This window comes from Acidobacteriota bacterium (assembly GCA_016715115.1).
GTDB lineage: Bacteria > Acidobacteriota > Blastocatellia > Pyrinomonadales > Pyrinomonadaceae > JAFDVJ01.
In genome coordinates this window covers 850,450-870,905 of record JADKBM010000016.1, presented here as the reverse complement: position 1 = coordinate 870,905, position 20,456 = coordinate 850,450, and the positions used below count along the sequence as shown (strand labels likewise).

Here is a 20,456-nt window from a genome sequence, read left to right as displayed (position 1 = left end):
TGCGTCGTTTTCAGGGACGGAAAATCCTCGGGAAATCGGTCGTCGATTTTCATTCTGGGGGGCGATTCCTGCGTCCCCTTCAGGGACGGAAAATCCCTCTGTTCGACGTCGTCGGGTTCCACCCGACACTATTGGCTGCGTCCCCTTCAGGGACGAAATACCGATTCACGTGTTGTATCCGAATTCGATCGCTTCGTGATTTCGTTCGAGCGTTCCAGTCGTCCCTGAAAGGCGCGCAGCCAAAAAAAAGATGCAAATGCCCCCGGCTTTAGCCGGCATTGGCCGGCACAGCTGGCGGACCAGATCCAAAAAACTCGAAAGGCTTTGGACCGGATCTTCCTCGCGCATCTTCGTGAGCTTCGGGGTTTCAAGATTCCTAATTGGAATGATTCAAACGAATTCCTGAAAAACCTCGTTCGAAAACAGAGCGCCCTTCACGGTCAGTTTGAGCCTGTTTCCGGCGCGTTCCAGGAGATTCAGCGACGTAAGCCGTTCGATCTCGCGGCCGCGGGCTTCGAGAAGATCGATCCCGAATCTACGTTTATACTCGTCAAGGTCGATCCCGCTCATCATTCGCAATCCGAGAAAGGCAAATTCCAATGCGAGGTCGGTTTCTTCACGGTAAACTTCCGGCGAGTCGCCGCTTTCGACAAGCGAAACATATCGATTCGTGTCGCGCTCGTTCGAGAATCGGAATCGCCCGTCGAACGAATGCGCCGAAACGCCGAAACCGAAGACCGGTTCGAGCAGCCAATACTTCGAATTGTGCCGCGACTCAAAGCCCGGACGCGCGAAGTTCGATATCTCGTAGTGCTTGAAGCCGGCCGCCGCCGTCATCCCGATCATTGTCTCGTACATTTCGCCGGCAAGGTCTTCATCCGGCATCGGCCGGCGATTCGATCGGAGTTGTTCGGCGAGCGGCGTGCCTTCGTGGATCTCGAGCAGATAAAGCGAAAGATGTTCGGGCGAAAGCTCGAGAGCTTCCTTCAAGTTTCTTTTCCATCCGGCGAGCGACTGATCCGGCAAACCGGCGATGAGGTCGAACGAGATATTGTCAAAACCGGCCTTTCGCAGCAACCTCAGCGTTTTGCGTGCGTCGTTCGCGTCGTGTCCGCGTGCGAGCATTTTGAGCGCCTTGTCGTCGAACGTTTGAACGCCGAAACTCGCCCGATTGACGCCGAGTGCCTTGAAATCAAGTAGCTTTTCGAGCGTCACCGTCGCGGGATTCATTTCGAGCGTAACTTCTGCGTTTTCAGCGACTTCGAATCGCCTGCGAATTGCTTCAAATATCTTTTCAAGCTGTTTCGCAGTCAATAGCGACGGCGTCCCGCCACCGAAATAAACCGTTGCGATTTGGGATTTGGGATTTGGGATTTCGGATTTGGAGCCGATGCGTTCGAAATCCGGAATCCCGGAATCCGGAATCTCGAAATCCAGAATCCTGGAATCCGGAATCCTGGAATCCGGAATCCCAGAATCTGGAATCCTGAAATCCGGAATCCTGGAATCCGGAATCCCGGAATCCGTAATCCTGGAATCTGGAATCTCGAAATCCGGAATCTCGAAATCTGGAATCCTGAAATCTGGAATCCTGGAATCTGGAATCCTGGAATCCGCGATCTCGCGCACAAGAGCGCCGACGTATCTTTCGACGGCGTCGGCGCTGCGGTAAACATCCGTCGCGAAATCGCAATATGAACAACGCGATTTGCAGAACGGAACGTGTATGTAGATTCCCGGATTCACCGGATTCAATGATACCAGACGAACGCCCGTCGTTGTCCTGGATCGGGTTCTCTTCGGGTCTCTCATCGGGATTCGGCATCGGCGTTTGGCGACGCGACCTGGGTTGCGAAACTGAAATTCGCTTCGCCAAGCCTGTGCTCCATCATCGTTGCGCTATCACACTGCCGGGGTGTAATAGATCTCCGCTCCCGGGCCGAGTGGTAGCCCGAGCCAGAACCAGATGATCAGAAAAAGCGTCCAGCCGATGAAGAAGGCCATCGAGTACGGCATCATCATCGCCATAATCGTCCCGATGCCGGCATTCTTGTCGTATTTCTGCGCAAAGGCGACGATCAGCGGGAAGTAGCTCATCAGCGGCGTGATGATGTTGCAGACGCTGTCGCCGATGCGATAAGCGGCCTGCGTCAGTTCCGGCGAATATCCGAGCAGCATCAGCATCGGGACGAAGACCGGCGCCATCACCGCCCATTTCGCCGATGCCGAGCCGATGAACAGATCGAGAACGATCGACAGAATAACGAAAGCGATGATCAGCGTGACGCCGCTCAGGTTCAGACTCTTCAGGAACTCCGCGCCCTCGACGGCGAGGATGATACCGAGATTGGTCCAGTTGAAGAACGCCACGAATTGCGCCGCGAAAAACGCGAGAACGAGATAGACCGACATCGTTTTCATCGAGCCTTCCATCGCCTCGATGACGGCGTTCGCGGATTTGAACGTTCGCGCACCGATGCCGTACGCCAGTCCGATGATGACGCCGCCGAAGAATATGAACGAGATGATCCCGGAAAGCAAAGGGGATTTGAGCAAACTGCCCGTCTTGGGATCCCGAAGATAACCGTCCGCCGGAATCGCGCCCCAAAGGATAAATGCGGCGAAGAGGGAAGTCGCAATAAACGCGAACAACATTCCACGTTTCTCGTCGGCGCTGAGTCTTTCGAGGCTTTCGGGCTGAGCGTCGCCGTTGTACTCGCCGAGCCGCGGCGCGACGACAGATTCCGTGACCCACGTTCCGAGAATCGTTACGAGAAACGCCGAGGCCGCCATAAAATAGTAATTTGCGGCCGGCGTGACGTTATACGAGGCATCGATGATATGCGCCGCTTCCTGCGTCAGACCGGCGAGCAGGGCATCGGTCGGCCCGAGCAGCAGATTCGCCGAAAAACCGCCTGAAACGCCTGCGAATGCCGCCGCGAGTCCAACCAGCGGATGACGGCCGCAAGCGAGAAAGATCATCGCGGCGAGCGGTATCAGAAGGACGTAACCGACGTCGCTCGCCATATGCGACAGCACGCCGGCAAAGACGATGACGACGGTCAGCAGTTTTTTCGGCGCCGACAGGACAAGCAAGCGCATCAAGGCCGAAATCAGCCCGCTCGCCTCGGCGACCGAAATGCCGAGGATCGCGACGAGCACAACCCCGAGCGGGGCGAAGCCCGTGAAATTAGTCACCAGATTTGTAAGAATTTTGTGCAATCCCTCGACCGTCATCAGGTTGACGGCGGTGATGGTCTTGCCCGTCGCCGGATGCGTGACGCTGAGTTCGGCCCACGAAACGATCGCCGAAAGGACGACAACAAGCGTTGCCAGCGCGACGAACAGCAACGCCGGATTCGGAATTGCGTTTCCGATCCGTTCGATGCGGTTTAGACTGCGGTTGAAAAAATTAGACGAAGGAATCTGCGCCGGCGAACCGGCTCCCGAATTATTCATTTACCCACCCCTTGCTCGAATTTGTTCAGTTCGGATCTGATCCGAAGCTTCTTCAAAGTTAAGCGATGGGACGGGCAATTTCAAGTTTCAGCGTCGGATCAGTTGGACCCGAGCTGCGTTTCGAGCGAGTTTCGCCAAGCGTCCTCGAGTTCGGAGATCGAAGCGTCGATGACGTTTGCACCGGCAATATCGACGCTCAAACGATCGCCGCCGACCGTTCCGATGACTTCGAACGGAACATTTCCGGCGAGTTCTCTCACAGATTCAAGATTCTCGGCGGCAAACGTGATAACGATCCGCGACGGCGATTCACCGAATAGAACCGATTCGGCCGGCATCGAACGGGGATTCGTGAGTTCCACCGACGCGCCGAGCGCAACGCGGTTGAGCGACGAGAAACCGCATTCGGCGATTGCGACCGCAAGTCCGCCGTCCGCGCAATCGTGTGCGGATTTGATCAGTTGCTTGTCGGCAAGCGCAAGGCACGCGTTTTGGACGCGGACTTCGAGATCGAGATCGAGTTTCGGCACGGCGCCGTGGGCGATCAGTTCGTCGGTTGAAAATCCGTTGATCGTCTGCGCGTATTCGCTGACAGAAAGATCGTCGTTGGTGGCGCCGAGCAAAGCGATCAGATCACCGTCGTTTTTGAATCCGTGCGTCACGAGCTTGCGGACGTCCTCGACGATACCGACCATCCCGATCGTCGGCGTCGGCAGAATTCCTTTGCCGTCGGTCTCGTTGTAGAAAGAAACGTTGCCCGAAATGACCGGCGTGTCGAACGCGCGGCAAGCCTCGCCCATCCCGTCGATGACCTCCGAAAAGCTCCACATCACCTCGGGACGTTCCGGCGAAGCGAAGTTGAGGCAGTTCGTAACGGCGATCGGCTTCGCGCCGACGCAGACGTTGTTGCGCGCGGCTTCGGCGACGATCAGTTTCGCGCCCTCGCGCGGATCGACGGCAGCGAAACGCCCGTTGCCGTCGAGGCACATCGAGATCGCGCGGCGTGTTTCCTTGACGCGAATGACGGCGGCGTCGGCGCCCGGCAGAACTGCCGTGTTTGTCCTGACCATTGTGTCGTACTGCTCGTAAACCCAATGTTTGGAACAAATATTTGGGGATCTCAGCAAATTCGTCAGAGACTGCGTGTGGTCCTTGAACTTTGAACTTTGAGCTTGGAATCGTTCTTCCCAATCGCCTGATTTCCCGTTTTCCCGTTCAAGCGGTTTCATCGGCCGATTGTACTTGGGGGCCGCGTCGGTGACCGTGTCGACCGGGAGGTCCGCTTCTAGAACGCCGTTGTGGAAGACCTTCAATCGGTTGCCTTCGACGACCTTGCCGATGACGACCGCGTCGAGATCCCATTTTTTGAAGACATCGACGACTTGTTTCTCGTGTCCCGAACGCGCGACGATCAGCATCCGTTCCTGTGATTCGGAGAGCATCATCTCGTACGCCGTCATTCCGGTTTCGCGCTGCGGGACGAGCGTCAGGTCGAGTTCGAGCCCGGTTCCGGCGCGCGCCGCCATTTCGACCGACGACGAAGTCAGTCCGGCCGCGCCCATATCCTGGATACCGGCGATCGCGCCCGAACGCATCGCTTCGAGGCACGCTTCGAGCAGCAGTTTTTCGAGAAACGGATCGCCGACCTGGACCGTCGGACGCTTTTCGAGCGCTTCTTCGTCGAATTCGGCCGACGCCATCGTCGCGCCGTGGATGCCGTCGCGGCCGGTCTTTGCGCCGACGTAAAGGACTGGATTTCCGATGCCTTCCGCCTTGCCGAAGAAGATTTGGTCCTTGCGGACGATCCCGAGCGCAAAGGCGTTGACGAGCGGATTCAAGCTGTATGAATCGTCGAACACGACCTCGCCGCCGACAGTCGGCACGCCGAAACAGTTTCCGTAGTGCGCGATGCCGTCGACGCAGCCTTTGAGGATCGATTTGTTGCGCCGCGCGATTTGTGATTTGAGATTTGTGATTTCCGATTTTTGGTCGTCCCCGGTCAGCGGTCCGAATCGGAGGCTGTTCATCGCCGCAATCGGGCGGGCGCCCATCGTGAAGACATCGCGCAGGATGCCGCCAACGCCGGTCGCGGCGCCCTGAAACGGTTCGATAAAACTCGGGTGATTGTGGGATTCGACCTTGAAGGCAACGCACCAATCGTCGCCGATATCGACGACGCCGGCATTTTCTCCGGGCGGCACGATGACGCGCTCGCCGGTCGTCGGAAGGCGTCCGAGATGAACCCGCGAAGACTTGTAGCTGCAATGCTCGGACCACATCACGCTGAAAATACCGAGTTCGGTCATCGACGGCTCGCGTCCCATTATCCCGATGATGCGCTGATACTCTTCAGGCGTCAGATTATGCTGAGCGACGATCTCCGGCGTGATTGCGGTCATTTTGTTTACTCTCCGGCAAAGAATTTTCGGGTGAATGAAACAAAAGAGTTTATTAGTTCGGACCGGTTTTCGCAAATCCCGCCTGCAAGAGTTAACGCGTTCAAGCGTTGCCGAACTTGGGAACAAATCCAACACTCACGGTGTCTTAACCGCGGAGGGATTGGAATATGTTGGTCGCAAAAATTCTCGGTAAGATCGCGCTCGCGGTCGCGTCGATTCTGGCATTCAAGATGTTGTTAAGCATCCCGTTCAGCGTCAGAATTCCCGGATTCGTGATGATATCGTTGCTCGGCGCCTGGCTGATCGGGTTGGTCTCCCTCGAAATCGTCTGGCTCTGGCGCAAGCGAAAACCGTTCCCGAGGCTATTGAGCCATTTGCGATACGGGCCGGTCGCCGTCTTGATCATTTCGATTGCCATTACACTTTCGTTCGACGCCGCGATGATCGAGCATTCGAAATACCTTATCCGGTCGTACGTGCACGGCAGATCGAATCCCGAGTCAATCGTCGATCTCAAACTGCACAATGATTACAGAGGCTGGTGCGGAAACGGATACACCGCGCGTGAGTACTACCTGTACGCTGAAACCGCCGCCGAGGGTTTTTCGAGTCCGGATCCCGCGGTGCGAGCGCGATCAGTGCAGGCGAGCCTTGCGGTTTACGACTGGTTGAACGGTGTCGACGATGGACCCTTCTATCCGATAATGGACAAAGCTGTTCGAGACGACGACCCGCTGGTACGCGCGATCGCCGCGGATTTCAGAAGATCTATGTGGCGGCGCTGACGAGTGTCCGTTCTGATCCGATTCCGGATACTGAATTCCGGATTCCGGATTCCGGATTCCAGATTCCAGATTTCAGATTTCAGATTCCAGGTGTTCCAGATTCTGGATTCCAGATTCCAGATTCCAGATATTCGGATTCGAGATTCCGGGATTCCAAATTCCGGATTCGGGATTCCAGGGGGCTGTCGGAAAAGTCGATTCAGTGTGCGGAGCACACAGTCGTACGATAGCACCACATGAAGCGGAGCGGAACCCAGGTGTCACTCGCCAACAAATCAGGCGAGCGTGTGAAACGCGCGGACCTTTTGCAACCACAAGAGTTGCGCGTGTTACACACGTTTAGGAACTCGGCGCGACGGGTCACCACGTTCCGCTTCGCTTCACGTGGTGCTATCGCAAGTTCGCGTGCTCCGCACGCTTGAAGAAGCAAATTCAGTTCTCAAACGGCCTTTTCCGACAGGTTCCTTCGAACTTGGATTCTGGAATCGGGAGCTTTGAAAAACCTACTCTACGGCGGTCTCGGCGCCGTTTCGGACAGGACACAGATAGATCGGATGCAAGAGGATGCTTTGAACTCAGCGTTTCTTGAGATCCTTTTCTAACTCTATTGATTGAAACAAATCCGCTCCATTCAGCCAATCTGTGTTTTGTAGGAAACGCGATTTGCTTCCGTCAGGTCGGTTTTTCAATGCTCCCAAATCCCAAATCCCAAATCCCAAATCCCAAATCCCAAGTCCCAAATCGTTCACGCCATCGCCGGCATTCCCATCGCCGCCCATTCCTCTTTTGCCGGGCCGTAGATTCCGACGACCGGAAGTCCGGCCTGGCGCATAAGGACGGTTATCTGACCGCGGTGGTGGGCTTGGTGGAAGATGAGGTAAAGCAAAGTCTGGCCGCGCTTCCAGGTTTCGCCGTACATTTCGTTTTCCAGCAGCAGCGTTTCGTCGGTCCAGTTTGAGACGACCGCGTCCTTCAGCGAGTTCCCGGCCTTCTCGAACGCGGCGACGATCTCGGCCGCGGTCGCCGGAACGGGTGCGTCCTCCGCGGGCGCATCGACCTTGAGTCCGACCTGGCCGGTCATTTCACCGATCGTGAGCACGATGTGCCACGCCAAAAATCCGAGCGAACGCCCGTCGTCGGTCACCTTCTGTGCCAGCGAGGCGTCGGTTAAGTGGTTGAAAAGCTTGGTGGTTTGATCGATGTCATAACCCCAGTCGCGCGTAAAATCTTCGATCTTGCGATACATATGCAGCTCCTTATGAAAAAATGTTGCATCTATGAAACTACAATAAATTTCGCTTCAAGGCAAGAGTCGGCAGAAAAAAAACCCGAAGCAAACGAAATGAATTCGCTCGCTCCGGAACCTTCTTATCCCTTCATATTCTTCGAACGCAGAATTACCGTTGCGGACTACTTCACATCCGGTTTCAGTAACTTCTCGATCTCGGCTTTCAGAACCTCCGGCTTGAACTTGCCTTCGCGAAAATAAGCCTGCTCGCCGTTCGCCGTGTAGACCACCGTAAACGGCAAACCGCCGCTCCAGTCTTTTTGAACCGACGAGATCAATTCCGTTTCGTCCGCGGAAACAAGCAGAAACGCGGGCATTTCGGCCTTCATCCGTTTCAGAAAATCCGGAACCAACGTGTTGATGTCGTCGACCGAATCAAGCGAAATCGTGACGACATCGACCTTGCCTCTGTACTCGGTGTCGAGTTTGACGAGATCCGGAAATTCCTCGATGCAGGGCGCGCACCAGGTCGCCCAAAAATTGACGACGCGCGGTTTGCCCTTCGCCTTGAGGACGTCCTTCAGCCCCGCATCGTCGACCTTGACGACGCGGACTTCGACCGGCGCGGGCTTCGGCTCAGTCTTCGCGCCCGGCTGGGCGACCGCCGCAACCGAGAAAACCGCGGCCAGCAACAGACTGGCGGCCACCGATGTTGATCTCAGAAACTTCATATTATTTCGATTCGGTCCGTTTGATCGTGCATCCGAACGCCTTCGTACTCGACCTCGCGATCGCCTTGCCGCCAAGTGCGGAAACGGACGCATCGCGCAGGAAATCGGACTGCACGTTTTTTCCCGACCGATCGTCGTCAATCGCGCCGTGATAGAGCAGGACATTTTTGGCGTCAAAATAAAAGATCTCCGGCGTTACGGTCGCGCCGAACTTGTCGGCGAGAGCGTTTCCTTTGTCGATCAGAACCGGAAATTTATAGCCGACTTCGGCCGCGTTGGATTTCACCCAATCAAGCGACTCGGTCGCATTTGAATTGATGCCGACAAAGTTGATTCCCTTTGCCTTGAATTCTTCGGCGATCTGATTTATCCGTTCGTTGTAGCCCTTGACGACCGGGCATTGCGCCGACAACCAAACGACGACGGTGCCGTTCGCGCCTTTGAGATCGTTAAGCGACTTGTTCGCGCCATCAAGATCGGGAAGCGTAAAACTCTCGACCGTCGCGCCGATCTCAAGTCCGCCCGCGAATCCGACGTTCGGCGCGGTCGCGAAGATAGCGGAAATCGCAAAAAGCGCAATTAAGAAAAAACCTGCTCGTTTCATATCCTTTTACTCCTTGTTATGAATTGTCTTTGGAAACAGTTTAGCTTTTACGAGCGGAATCGGAAAGAAGTTTTTACCTTCAACCGACCGGTAGCTTAATTTGACTCTCTTCAGCGTGCGTGTGCTCCGTACAGCGATTTCTCCGACAGGCTCCTAAAGTCGAGGACTTTGCTCGCGCGCGCGTTCGGCCCTGATTTCGAGCGTACAGCCGTAGGCCGCTTCGAACATCTCCTTCCGAAATTGGACCGCCGTCAGTTCCGCGGAAAAATCGGCGTTCCCGACGAGCGTCATCAGCAAGCGGTCTTTTCCCGACTTCTCGACGATGATGTCCGAAACGCGGCGTTCGTAGCCGACGTCGAATGCATCCGCGATGCGCAGGATCGCTCCGAGCCTTTGAACCGTTTGCCTGTCTGTTTCGGAAAGCGCCGTAAAATCCGGGTGCTTGTCGCGCGGTGGAGTTCCGCGGTGGTAGCGGGCAACATTGGCGATGATCGCCCGTTCCGTTTCCGAGAAACCGGTCATTTCGGAATGCTTGATCAGATAGAGCGAATGCTTGTGGTGTTGCTCGTGCGAGATGTGATAGCCGATGTCGTGGAGAATTGCGGCGGCCGACAGAAGCGTCCGCTGATGTCGCTCGAGACCGTACGCTGCCGAGATCTGATCGAAAATGCGTTCGGCAAGAAACGCCGTCTGAAGCGCGTGCTTCTCTTCATAGCCAAAGCGGCGTCCGACGGCGAAAACGCCGCGCAGACGCGTATCCTCGACGTCCGGAACCGGAGGCAGTGATTCCGCCTCGATCTCTCGCAGATAGTCGATGATGACACCTTCGCGGAGGGCGAAGGTACAGGGTTGCAGATTCTCGATTCCGAGCCCGCGCATCACATTTTCCAGGATCTGGCCGCCGGCGACGATGACTTCGGCGCGTTGCGGGCTGATCACCGGAATTCGCGCGCGTTCCTCGAGCGTGATCTTCGCCAGATTCTCGTTGAGTGCGGCGAGCCGCTTAAGTCCGATCATCGGCTGCGTTTCCGACGTCGTGCCGTCAAAATGGTTTATCAGTCTGAGCAAATTGAGGATCGTCCCCGAGGTTCCGGTGGAAACGCGCCACGTTTCGCCTTTGATTTTTCGCAGCGGACGTTCGAGCGCAAGGCTGATCTCGATTCGAAGATTCTCGAGCTCTTTGCGTCTCGGCGGGTTGGAAAAGATGAAACGCTCGGTCAAGCCGACGGCGCCGAGTTTCATTGAAAACAGCTTGTACGGGTCGCCGTTCTTCATCAGCGACAGTTCGGTCGAACCGCCGCCGATGTCGATGTTCAGAAGTTTGCCTTTGTCGAGACGCATATTCTGCGCGGCGGCGATGCCGATCAGCCGCGCTTCTTCGAGCGACGAAAGCACTTCGACATTGACACCGGTTCGCGTCGCGATCTCGCGGACAAAATCGGCCGCGTTTTGAGCCTCGCGCACTGATGCCGTTGCAACCGCGATGATCGTGTTCGCGCCGCGGCCGTCGGAAATGAGTTTGAATTTTGCGATCGCGGCCGCCGAAAGATCGATCGCCTCGTCCGAGAGCCGGTGACTGCGAAGAGTTTCGTGGCCGAGCCGGACGCGTTCCCGTTCCTGTACGACGATCGTGAAGGAGTCGCTCGCGGCCGCCTGAACGATGGCAAGTTTCAGCGAATTCGAGCCGATGTCGATGGCGGCGATTGTTTGCGTTTTCATTGTCACTACGATGATAATAAAGTTCAACGGAAAAGAGAATTCTTTGGGGCAAGGTCCGGATTTTCGGGAATCCGGCGAGGCATTGCAGTTATGAAAGTCTACGAAATAATGACGATCGATGTCGGATTTTGTTCGCTCGGCGATGATCTTTCCAAGGCCGCAGCGATAATGTGGGACAAAGACTGCGGCATCGTTCCCGTCGTCGACGCCGAAATGCGTGTCGTCGGTGTCATCACCGACCGCGACATCGCGATCACGGCCGCTTCGCAAAATCGCCGACCGTCGGAGATCCTCGCCGCCGAGATGTTGTTTCGGCCGGTCGAATGCTGCGCGATGGAAGACCCGATCGGCAGCGTTTTGAAACGAATGTCGAAACTGCAGGTCCGGCGATTGCCCGTCATCGGCGAGCGCGGCGAACTGCTCGGTATCATCTCGATCGCCGACATTCTGCGAAAGGCCGGCAAAAAGGCGGCGAAACGTGCCGCGAAAGCCCTGCAGGATATCAGCGGAAGGCGCGACTGTTCCGGTTGCTCCGAGAATTGAAGTTTCGTCTTTGCGTTCCGTTGATTTCGACTTATTATCAATCAGTCGATCTGACGAATTCCCAACAGCGGTTTACAGGAAGGGTCCCCGGTGAAAACGCTTTTTCTTTTACGACACGCGAAGTCGAGTTGGGACGATCCCGATCTCGCCGACTTCGATCGGCCACTCAATTCGCGCGGATTGAAAGCCGCGCGGTTTATCGGTGAATTGATGTTCGAGCGCGGCCTGAGGCCACGGTCCGTCGTCAGTTCCCCGGCCAAAAGGGCCAAACAGACGGCCGTTCTGGTCCGCGAGATCGGCGAACTGCCGCCGGTCGTATTTGACGATCGCATCTACGAGGCCAGCGCGCTCGGGCTCTTTCATCTCATCGGCGAATTCGATCCGGCGACCGATTCCGTCCTGATCGTCGGGCACAACCCTGGAATGGCGGAACTCGTCCGCATTCTGACCGGCGAATCGCATTCGATCCCGACCGCCGCTCTCTCGATGATCTCATTAAGTATCAATAACTGGTCAGACATTGCCGTCAACTGCGGGAACCTTGAGTTCGTCATACGTCCAAAAGATCTGATGCCGTAATACTTGACCCCAAAATGAGTTAACATTCATTTAACATTCCGTTCATCCGCACTTAAGGCATCCGTAATACGCTCAAAACCAGACGCGAAATAATCTTCCTTTTGTTCTTCGCGAAATTGTTCTAAAGTCGATAAATAATGGAACAGAGAAGACTTTTGGAACGCGAACTTGACATCCTTCGGGACCGGCTCTTGCTGATGGGCGGCGAGGTTGAACTCTCGATTCAAAGGGCGGTGCATGCGCTCGTGCGTCGCGACAGCGAGGTCGCCGAACAGGTTATCGAACGCGACAGCGTGATCGACCGTCTCGAACTCGAAATCGACCGTCAGAGCATCGATGTCTTGACGCTTCGGCGTCCCGTCGCGCGTGAGATGCGTTTGGTCATCACGATCACGAAGATCACGCCGATTCTCGAACGCATCGCGGATCACGCGTCGAGCATCGCGCGTGCGGCGCTCGAACTTAACGACGAACCCGAACTGGCGATCGGCGGCGAGATCACCGAGATGTCCGAACTCGCGCTCGAAATGCTGCAGTCCGCGCTCGACGCGTTCACCGCGAACGATGCCGACCGGGCACGCGAATTGATCGCAAAGGACGAGAAGATCGACGCGATATATGAACGTTCGGTCGCGGATCTGTTGCGATCGATGTCCCAGGACGCAGGGAAATCGACGCGTCTTGCAAGACTTCTTTTCGTCGCCAAGAATCTCGAACGGATCGCGGATTATGTCAAGGACATATGCGAACTGACGGTCTATATGAAAGAAGCGGTGTTCATTAAACACCAGTAGGATCTGGGAATTGGGATTTGGGATTGCGGATTTGAGTCTTTCGGTTCCGAACAAGCCCCGAATCCAAAATCCCAAATCTAAATCTCAATTCCGAAATCGAAATATGGTTCAAATTTTGATCGTCGAAGACGATTCCGACATCGCTGAAAGTCTCCAGTACAACTTCCGACGCGAGGGCTTTTTGCCCGTCATCGCGGAATCCGGTGAAAAGGGGCTGCGGCTCGCGCTCAACGACAAGAATTCGCCGGCGATCATCATTCTCGACCTGATGCTTCCCGGAATGAGCGGTCTCGAACTTTGCCGCCGTCTGCGGCGCGAGACGCTGACGGAAAAGACGCCGATCATAATGCTTACCGCGAAAGCTTCGGAAAGCGACAAGATCGCTGGACTCGAACTCGGCGCGGACGATTACATCGTCAAGCCGTTCTCGGTTAAGGAAGTCGTCGCGCGAGTGAGGGCCGTGCTTCGCCGTTCGGGCGATTCGCCGCTTGAGAAATACGAGGACGCGAATATGTCGATCGATTTCGCCGATATGCGCGTAACGTGCGGCGAAGCCGATGTCAAACTGACGCGAAAGGAGTTTGCGCTCTTGGTTCATCTGGTGCGCAATTCCGGGCGCGTCGCAACGCGTCAGCAGTTACTGGACAGCGTCTGGGGCTACAGCTATTTCGGCGACACGCGAACCCTAGACGTTCACATTCGTCGCTTGCGGCAGAAACTCGACGACTGCGGGCGGTGCATTGAAACCGTCGTCGGAGTCGGATATCGATTTATCGGAACAAAATGAGTTTGATCAAAACGCTGTTCTCGGGAAAAACGAGCGGTCCGGATCAGACCCGCGTCCTGCTGCAGCGAATCCTTGGAACGATGCGTGAGAGCGTGATAGTGGTCGGCAGCGACACGCGGATTCTGGCGTCGAATCAGGCCGCGTACGACGCGTTCGGACGAAAGAACGGCATCCTCGAAACGAAACGACTGAGCGAGATCATCCGCGATCTGGGCGTTCACGAGGCGTTTCGAAAGGCACTCGAGGAATCCGAGTTCTCCGACGTCGAATTCGAGATCGCGGGCATCGAAAGCCGGAAATTCGAAGTCCGGATCGCTCCGGTGGATGTCGGCGAAAGAGGCGGCGCGATCGGTATTTTCTACGACAAAACGAATCTTCAGCGGCTTGAAAACGTCCGCCAGGAGTTCTTTTCGAACATTTCGCACGAGCTCCGAACACCGCTCACGTCGATCCTCGCGTTTGTCGAAACTCTCGAAGACGGAGCTATCGGTGACGAAGAGAACAACCTCCGATTTCTTGGCGTCATCCGACGCAATGCCGAGCGAATGCACGCGTTGATCGACGATATTCTCGAACTTTCAACGATCGAATCGGGCCGCGCTTCGATCGAGCCGCGCGATATCGATCTCGCGCGGTCGGTCAATGAGACATTCCTCAATCTCTCGAACAAGGCCGCCGCGTTTGGCGTCGCGCTGGTCAACGAAGTGCCCGAAAAATCGGTCGTTCGGGCCGACCCGACCCGGCTCGAACAGATGCTGACCAATCTCATCGACAACGCGATCAAGTTCAACGTTGAAAATGGCAAGGTCACCGTTGAATTGCATCGCGGCGCCTTGAACGATGTCATCAGCGTCGCCGATACCGGTGAGGGGATCTCGTCGGAACATCTGCAGCGCATCTTCGAACGTTTCTACCGAACTGACCGCGCTCGCTCGCGCGAGATCGGCGGCACCGGCCTCGGGCTCGCCATCGTCAAGCATCTCGCAATACTTCACGGTGGCGAGATCAGTGTCGCTTCGACACTCGGACGAGGTTCCGTCTTTTCCATTGAACTGCCTCGCAAATAGTCGAACTCGCGACGGCCTGCGATGTTTCTTGACCGCGCCCTTTCGAACAACTTCATAAACTGTGCTCCAACGCGATTCTCCTTTCCCGAATTGTCGGAAAATGTGCTACGATTAGGTCATTCTCATCAGTTTTGCAACTCCCGGGAGGTTGCCCGAGCGTTTTGCGGGCGTCGATCATATGACGGCAAAGGCTGAAAAATTCGGAGAAGAACTCGCGGTCGGGCAAATGGTCGCGTATCCGAATCAAGGTGTGTGCCTGGTTGATCATATTGAAAAGAAAGTCATCGGAACCATCACCGTAAGCTTTTATGCCCTGCGCGTTTTGAGCGACAATTCGACCATCTTCGTGCCGATGGACAACGCCGATGCGGTCGGAATACGGCCGATCATCACCTCCAGTCAATATGATTTTCTGATTGAGACTCTGGGAGCCGATTTTGAGATCATTTCGAGCGATTGGAAACTTCGCGCCCGCGAGTTCGGTCAAAAGCTTCAGTCGGGCGATGTTTTCGCGGCAGCCGATGTCCTCAAAAAGCTGACCTTTCTGAGCCACGAAAAGAAACTGTCGTTTCGTGAGCAGACTTATCTTGACAAGGCTCGATTCCTAATCGTTTCCGAGATCACCAGCGCCGGATATGCCCCGGAAACATTGTTCGAGGTGAAACTCGACGAGTTGATCGATCTCGCCTGCCGGCGGCATCTCGTTTCACAACCCTTCGTTTCAGCCAAACTGAGTCATTGAGCGCTCACTTCTTCGAATAACTCGCCCGGACGACCGTTTTGATGTTCCCGCGAACATTGAAATCTCCTTCGAGTTCGACGCGAAGCGGGTCGCAAGCGCGAACAAAATCGTCAACGATGATGTTCACGACGTGTTCGTGGAAAACCTTCACCTCGCGGAATGAATTGATGTAGAGTTTGAGGCTCTTGAGTTCGATGCAGCGATGGTTCGGAACGTATTTGAGTTTGAGCGTCGCGAAGTCCGGAAAATCCGAGAACGGGCAGATCGCGGTAAATTCGGGAATTTCAAAATCGATCCAGATCTCGCGGCCCGGAAACTCATACTCAAAAGTGTCGAGCGGAAAAAGATCCATCTCCGCCCGCGGGGTCGAACGGATGTCAAGGTTCTGTTGATTGACCGGCTGTAAATTGTCTGTCATAACGAAACGCCGATTCTAGCATTTCAACCTCGATGATGAAAACTCCGCACGAGTATCGCCTTCAGGCGAAACGCCCCTCGCTCTCTATTCAAGCTGAAATTTCAGTCTTTCGCTCGTTGCTCCGCTTTCCGCCCGAATGCGAAAGTTTGACCTTTTTCGCACCGTCGATGTCGGCGATTCCGCGGCGATCGAGTTCGCCGAGCAGGTTGACGAAGATCTCGGCCGTCGCGCGCGCGTCGTCGGCTGCGCGGTGGTGATTATCGAGGCGGATCTCGTAATGTTCGGCGACCGTCTTGAGCCGGTGATTCGGAATTTCGGGCAGGAGCCTTCGCGACAGCTGAACCGTGCAGAGATGTTGATTTACGACGCGGTAATTGCCGTATACCCGGCTTACCTCGTGATTCAAAAAGCGGAGATCGAAATGCGCGTTGTGCGCGACGAGGACCGAATTGCCGATAAAATCAAGTAATCCGTCCGAGACCTCCGCGAATTTGGGAGCGTTCGCGACCATCGAGTCGGAAATTCCGGTGAGCTGCGTGATAAACGGCGGGATCGGCATTTCGGGATTGACGAGCGTCTGAAACTCGTGAGTCACGCGGCCGTTGCTGACGCGATATGCGCCGATCTCCGTGATTCTGCACGGCGGACATTTTGCGCCGGTCGTTTCGAGATCGAAAACGACGAAATCGGTTTCGGAGAGTCTTAGTTCGCCGGAATGACCCGCGACGAGCTCGACCAGGTCGTCCGTCAATTTCAGCCGCGGATCGCCGTCGACGATGTCCGCGATCAGTAGCCGAGCCAGTTCCGGCGGTGGTTTTCGGATCTTCATCACATAGTCGACGACATTCACGACCGAAGCGCTTCCGCCGAAATTCTGCAGAAGCTTGATCGTTTCAGTGATCAAAAAGGAGTCCCAAACTAGATTTGGAAACGGCGGCATTCGTAAAGATTCTAGCGCGAATGCGGGATTCCGCAAATTCGGCTCCGAAACTTGCAATTATACGGCCGCGATAATCTAATGTTAGGAATGAATTCGGAGCAGGTACTCGAACATTTCCGCGCCACCGACGCGCTGCTTGAAGGACATTTCATTCTTTCGAGCGGACTTCACAGTCCGAGGTATTTACAATGCGCGCTGGCGCTCCAGTTTCCGTTCGACGCCGCGAAGTTCGGCCGCGCGATCGCCGAATACTTTGTGAATTCCGGAATCGAGACCGTCGCTTCGCCGGCGATCGGCGGACTCGTCATCGGATACGCGGTCGCCGAGGCTCTGAATGTGCGGTTCATCTGGACCGAACGTCAGAACGGCGAGATGACTTTGCGGCGCGGTTTTTCGCTCAGGCCGGGCGAGCGGATACTGGTCGTCGAAGACGTTATCACGACCGGCGGATCGACCCGCGAATGCATCGCCGCGCTTGAGGCAAGCGGTGGAATCGTCACGGGCGCGGCATCGATCATCGACCGTTCGAACGGTGCCGCCGACGTCGGCGTTCAGCGGATCGCGCTGGTCTCGATGGAAGTTCCGAGTTACGCTCCCGAAGTTTGCCCGCTATGCGCCGAAGGTACCGCAGCCGTCAAACCGGGAAGCAGGAAATGAGGCGGTGCCGCCTTGGTTAGCGGGCGGGCGCTGATTCGGCGACAGTACTAAGATGAGCGACGTTCAAACATTCTGGAAAGCCTTTTGCGCAACATCGGGTGTTGCGCCCGAGACGCCTTTTCAAACCTGGTTTTTCGGCAATCGTTCGGATCAGGCCCGTGAACTGGCCGAACTTGTCATCAACGGTCCGAAGCGCGCGACGGCGAGCCTCGTCGAGTTCAACGAAAAGCATCCGGATGTCGCGCCCATCCACGGCGGCTACAGCGTTATCACCGATTTCGAAGGCAACCCGATGTGCGTCATCCGCACGACCGAGGTTCGGCATCTGCCGTTCGGAGAGGTAGATGCGGAATTCGCCTACGACGAAGGCGAGGGCGACCGGACTCTGGATGACTGGCGCGACGGACACCGAACCTATTTTTCACGGGAAGCGTCCGAGAATGGTTTTGAATTCAGCGAACTTTCGCTTGTTTGCTGCGAGCGATTCGAGCTTCTGTATCCGCTTTAAGCGCGACCGGAGAACAACGAATGAACTTCAAACTTCTCATCCAATACGACGGTACCGACTTTCACGGCTGGCAGGTTCAGGACAATGAGCGCACCGTGCAGGGCGAACTCCAGCGCGTCCTTTCGCTGATCGAGGGCGCCGAAGTTCACGTCGCCGGCTCGGGCCGGACCGACGCTGGGGTCCACGCCGAGGCGCAGGTCGCAACGGTGAAACTGGCGAAACCGTTCACGCCCGAAAAACTCCGGATGGCGATCAACGGAAATCTTTGGGGAGACGTGCGGATCATCAGTGTCGAGAAGGTCGATGACGATTTTCACGCACGGTTCTCGGCAAAAGGGAAAACGTACGTTTATCGGGTCGTCAATGCGCCGGTGATCTCGCCGTTTTGGAATCGTTACGCGCACCACGAATCGCGCCCGCTCGACGTCGCGCGGATGAACGACGCGGCGCGTTTGTTTCTCGGCGAACACGATTGGACCGCGTTTTCGGCGGCCAACTCTGACGCTGAGCATCGGGTTCGCACGATCAACGAGTTCTTCGTCGATTCGCGCTGGGACTCGCGCGCCGGTTCGGCGATCATCGAGTTCACGATCCGCGGCGACGGATTCCTGCGGTATATGGTCCGCTCGATCGTCGGGACGCTCCTTGAAGTCGGGCGCGGCGAAAAAGATTTTGATACAATTCAGACGGCGATCGTCGGCGGCGACCGCAATCTCGCCGGGGCGACGGCTCCGGCTCACGGACTGGCGCTCGTCAAGGTCTTTTACGAATGAGAACCGATTTCCAGCAAATCATCGAATCGCCTGTGGCGGCTTATCAGGAAGGATTGCGTTTTTTTATGGGTGAGGGGATTCTCAATTCGACGTTGCGCCGGATCGCAGGCGATCTTGACCGTTTAGGCATCGATTACTGTTTGATCGGAGCGGTCGCGCTGAACAGCTATGGCTATCGTCGGTTTACCGAAGATATCGATCTTCTAATGTCCCGCGAGGGTTTGGAACGGTTTCAGAACGAACTCGTCGGTTTGGGATACGGACCGGCGTTCGAAGGCGCGACAAAGAAGTTTCGAACAACCGAAGAGAACGTGACCGTTGAGATAGTCACGGCCGGAGAATACCCCGGCGACGGCAAGCGAAAGCCAGTAGTTTTTCCGGAACCCACCTCAGATTTCAATGAGATTGAAGGCATCAATACGGTTTCCCTGGAGAAACTCATCGAACTGAAACTGGCGTCGGGAATGACTGCGGCTCACCGTTTGAAAGATCTCGCGGATGTTCAAGAGATTATCAAGATCAGGGATTTGCAGGCAGGCTTTGCCGAACTGCTCGACCCCTACGTGCGTAAGAAATTTCTCGAGTTGCAAAGCGCGGTTTCCGAGTCGCGAGACTAATAATGCTGATCTATCACATCGTCCTGCCCGAAGTTTGGGAAAAATTCGCCGACGCGTTCGAGTACGAGGCGGATAGCCTGCGGTCCGAAGGGTTTATTCACTGCAGCTACAGAAATCAGCTCGAAGACGTTCTCGGCCGTTATTACAAGAATGCGAAGCGGGTGTTGATCCTGGCGATCAACCCGCATCTTCTGAAGTCTCAGTTGATTGCGGAGCCTTCGACGGGCGGCGAGATCTATCCGCATATCTACGGGCCGATCGATCGTTCGGCGATCGTCGATATCGAAGAGAGAATTCTTTCGGCTGTCGGTGCCGTCGAAGTCGACTACGATGCATAAGAACTTCGTCAAAGTCATTGAACCAGATTCCGAAGAAGCGAAACTGCTTGAGCGGATTGACTTTGCGCGTTTGCCGAAGCATATCGCGATCATTATGGACGGCAACGGCCGTTGGGCGAAGATGCGCGGAAAGCCGAGAATTTTCGGTCACCGGGAGGGCGCTGAATCGGTCCGCGCGATTCTCGACACCTGTGCGCGTCTTGAGATCGACGCCGTCACGCTTTACGCCTTTTCGACCGAAAACTGGAAGCGGCCGGAGGACGAGGTTTCGGGTTTGATGCAGATGCTCAAGCTCTATTTGAAAAAGGAACTCGGCGCGGTTCACAAGAACAACATTCGGTTTCAGGCGATCGGCAACATCGCCGGGCTCGCTCCGGACGTCCGGGCGGCGCTCAAGGCGGGCGAGGCGAAGACGGCTTCCAACACGGGCACGATCCTGAGCGTCGCGCTCAATTACGGCGGTCGCGCGGAAATTGCCGAGGCGGCGCGCCGTGCCGCCAGGCAGGTGATCGCACGCGGCGATTCGATCGATGACCTGACCGAAGACGATATCGAACGAAATCTTTATACGGAGGGATTGCCGGAAGTCGATCTTCTGGTGCGCACGAGCGGCGAATTTCGGATCTCGAATTTCTTGCTTTGGCAGCTGGCCTACAGCGAGATCTACGTCACGCCGACGCTTTTCCCCGACTTTCGCCGGGCCGAGATATTCAAGTCGATCATCGACTTTCAAAAGCGCGAACGCCGATTCGGGGGAACGGGGTGATT

The 20,456-nt window shown here is 55.9% G+C and carries 23 protein-coding genes; 14 read left to right on the top strand and 9 right to left on the bottom strand.

The genetic code is table 11. The features are described from left to right. Nucleotides 1-390: 390 nt before the first annotated feature. The 3 genes from hemW to purL form a co-directional block, all read right to left on the bottom strand. Nucleotides 391-1,629, bottom strand: a complete 1,239-nt coding sequence (hemW, locus tag IPN69_21730) for a radical SAM family heme chaperone HemW (GenBank protein ID MBK8813328.1) — start codon at nt 1,627-1,629, stop codon at nt 391-393. A 273-nt stretch (nt 1,630-1,902) separates the two neighbouring features. After that, entirely contained in the window at nt 1,903-3,459 is a 1,557-nt protein-coding gene (locus tag IPN69_21725; protein ID MBK8813327.1) for an AbgT family transporter, read from the bottom strand. 98 nt (nt 3,460-3,557) lie between these two features. Next, a complete protein-coding gene (gene purL, locus IPN69_21720; GenBank protein MBK8813326.1) occupies nt 3,558-5,858 on the bottom strand; it encodes a phosphoribosylformylglycinamidine synthase subunit PurL in 2,301 nt (766 codons plus the stop codon). Nucleotides 5,859-6,025: 167 nt separating this feature from the next. Here purL and IPN69_21715 point away from each other — a divergent pair, with 167 nt between their 5' ends. Next, nucleotides 6,026-6,643 (top strand): hypothetical protein, encoded by a 618-nt coding sequence (locus IPN69_21715; GenBank protein ID MBK8813325.1) that lies wholly within the window; start codon nt 6,026-6,028, stop codon nt 6,641-6,643. A gap of 3 nt (nt 6,644-6,646) precedes the next feature. Continuing rightward, complete coding sequence (locus IPN69_21710) at nt 6,647-6,883, top strand: hypothetical protein (protein ID MBK8813324.1); 237 nt, start codon at nt 6,647-6,649, stop codon at nt 6,881-6,883. A 505-nt stretch (nt 6,884-7,388) separates the two neighbouring features. Here IPN69_21710 and IPN69_21705 read toward each other — a convergent pair. The 4 genes from IPN69_21705 to IPN69_21690 all read right to left on the bottom strand — a co-directional run bounded on the left by IPN69_21705 (nt 7,389) and on the right by IPN69_21690 (nt 10,925). Next, entirely contained in the window at nt 7,389-7,889 is a 501-nt protein-coding gene (locus tag IPN69_21705) for a DinB family protein (protein ID MBK8813323.1), read from the bottom strand. Between the two features lie 164 nt (nt 7,890-8,053). Continuing rightward, entirely contained in the window at nt 8,054-8,602 is a 549-nt protein-coding gene (locus IPN69_21700; protein MBK8813322.1) for a TlpA family protein disulfide reductase, read from the bottom strand. A gap of 1 nt (nt 8,603) precedes the next feature. Further along, complete coding sequence (locus IPN69_21695; GenBank protein MBK8813321.1) at nt 8,604-9,206, bottom strand: thioredoxin family protein; 603 nt, start codon at nt 9,204-9,206, stop codon at nt 8,604-8,606. A gap of 153 nt (nt 9,207-9,359) precedes the next feature. Then, nucleotides 9,360-10,925 carry a Ppx/GppA family phosphatase gene (locus IPN69_21690; protein MBK8813320.1) on the bottom strand — a complete coding sequence of 522 codons (1,566 nt, stop codon included), beginning with the start codon at nt 10,923-10,925 and terminating at the stop codon, nt 9,360-9,362. Nucleotides 10,926-11,015: 90 nt separating this feature from the next. On the opposite strand from IPN69_21690, the gene IPN69_21685 reads away from it, so the two are divergent. The 6 genes from IPN69_21685 to IPN69_21660 all read left to right on the top strand — a co-directional run bounded on the left by IPN69_21685 (nt 11,016) and on the right by IPN69_21660 (nt 15,437). Beyond that, on the top strand, nt 11,016-11,468 hold the full coding sequence (locus IPN69_21685; protein MBK8813319.1) for a CBS domain-containing protein: 453 nt from the start codon (nt 11,016-11,018) through the stop codon (nt 11,466-11,468). A gap of 90 nt (nt 11,469-11,558) precedes the next feature. After that, on the top strand, nt 11,559-12,047 hold the full coding sequence (locus IPN69_21680; protein ID MBK8813318.1) for a histidine phosphatase family protein: 489 nt from the start codon (nt 11,559-11,561) through the stop codon (nt 12,045-12,047). A gap of 137 nt (nt 12,048-12,184) precedes the next feature. Then, a complete protein-coding gene (phoU, locus tag IPN69_21675) occupies nt 12,185-12,841 on the top strand; it encodes a phosphate signaling complex protein PhoU (GenBank protein MBK8813317.1) in 657 nt (218 codons plus the stop codon). A 103-nt stretch (nt 12,842-12,944) separates the two neighbouring features. Next, on the top strand, nt 12,945-13,628 hold the full coding sequence (locus IPN69_21670) for a response regulator transcription factor (protein MBK8813316.1): 684 nt from the start codon (nt 12,945-12,947) through the stop codon (nt 13,626-13,628). Then, complete coding sequence (locus IPN69_21665; GenBank protein ID MBK8813315.1) at nt 13,625-14,695, top strand: ATP-binding protein; 1,071 nt, start codon at nt 13,625-13,627, stop codon at nt 14,693-14,695. Before IPN69_21670 ends, IPN69_21665 begins: the two co-directional genes overlap by 4 nt. A 178-nt stretch (nt 14,696-14,873) precedes the next feature. Beyond that, nucleotides 14,874-15,437, top strand: a complete 564-nt coding sequence (locus tag IPN69_21660; protein MBK8813314.1) for a CarD family transcriptional regulator — start codon at nt 14,874-14,876, stop codon at nt 15,435-15,437. 4 nt (nt 15,438-15,441) lie between these two features. Here IPN69_21660 and queF read toward each other — a convergent pair whose 3' ends face one another. Then, entirely contained in the window at nt 15,442-15,855 is a 414-nt protein-coding gene (gene queF, locus IPN69_21655; protein ID MBK8813313.1) for an NADPH-dependent 7-cyano-7-deazaguanine reductase QueF, read from the bottom strand. 88 nt (nt 15,856-15,943) lie between these two features. Further along, nucleotides 15,944-16,795 (bottom strand): 3'-5' exoribonuclease, encoded by an 852-nt coding sequence (locus tag IPN69_21650; GenBank protein MBK8813312.1) that lies wholly within the window; start codon nt 16,793-16,795, stop codon nt 15,944-15,946. A gap of 87 nt (nt 16,796-16,882) precedes the next feature. On the opposite strand from IPN69_21650, the gene IPN69_21645 reads away from it, so the two are divergent. The 6 genes from IPN69_21645 to IPN69_21620 are packed head-to-tail and all read left to right on the top strand — an operon-like array spanning nt 16,883 to nt 20,454. After that, nucleotides 16,883-17,452 carry an orotate phosphoribosyltransferase gene (locus IPN69_21645; GenBank protein MBK8813311.1) on the top strand — a complete coding sequence of 190 codons (570 nt, stop codon included), beginning with the start codon at nt 16,883-16,885 and terminating at the stop codon, nt 17,450-17,452. Between the two features lie 52 nt (nt 17,453-17,504). Further along, nucleotides 17,505-17,960 (top strand): ASCH domain-containing protein, encoded by a 456-nt coding sequence (locus IPN69_21640; protein ID MBK8813310.1) that lies wholly within the window; start codon nt 17,505-17,507, stop codon nt 17,958-17,960. A 20-nt stretch (nt 17,961-17,980) separates the two neighbouring features. Further along, a complete protein-coding gene (gene truA / locus IPN69_21635; protein ID MBK8813309.1) occupies nt 17,981-18,733 on the top strand; it encodes a tRNA pseudouridine(38-40) synthase TruA in 753 nt (250 codons plus the stop codon). Beyond that, entirely contained in the window at nt 18,730-19,350 is a 621-nt protein-coding gene (locus IPN69_21630; protein ID MBK8813308.1) for a nucleotidyl transferase AbiEii/AbiGii toxin family protein, read from the top strand. Before truA ends, IPN69_21630 begins: the two co-directional genes overlap by 4 nt. A gap of 2 nt (nt 19,351-19,352) precedes the next feature. Further along, entirely contained in the window at nt 19,353-19,688 is a 336-nt protein-coding gene (locus IPN69_21625) for a DUF952 domain-containing protein (protein ID MBK8813307.1), read from the top strand. Continuing rightward, entirely contained in the window at nt 19,681-20,454 is a 774-nt protein-coding gene (locus tag IPN69_21620) for an isoprenyl transferase (protein MBK8813306.1), read from the top strand. The genes IPN69_21625 and IPN69_21620 overlap by 8 nt, the downstream gene beginning before the upstream one ends. Nucleotides 20,455-20,456: the final 2 nt, after the last annotated feature.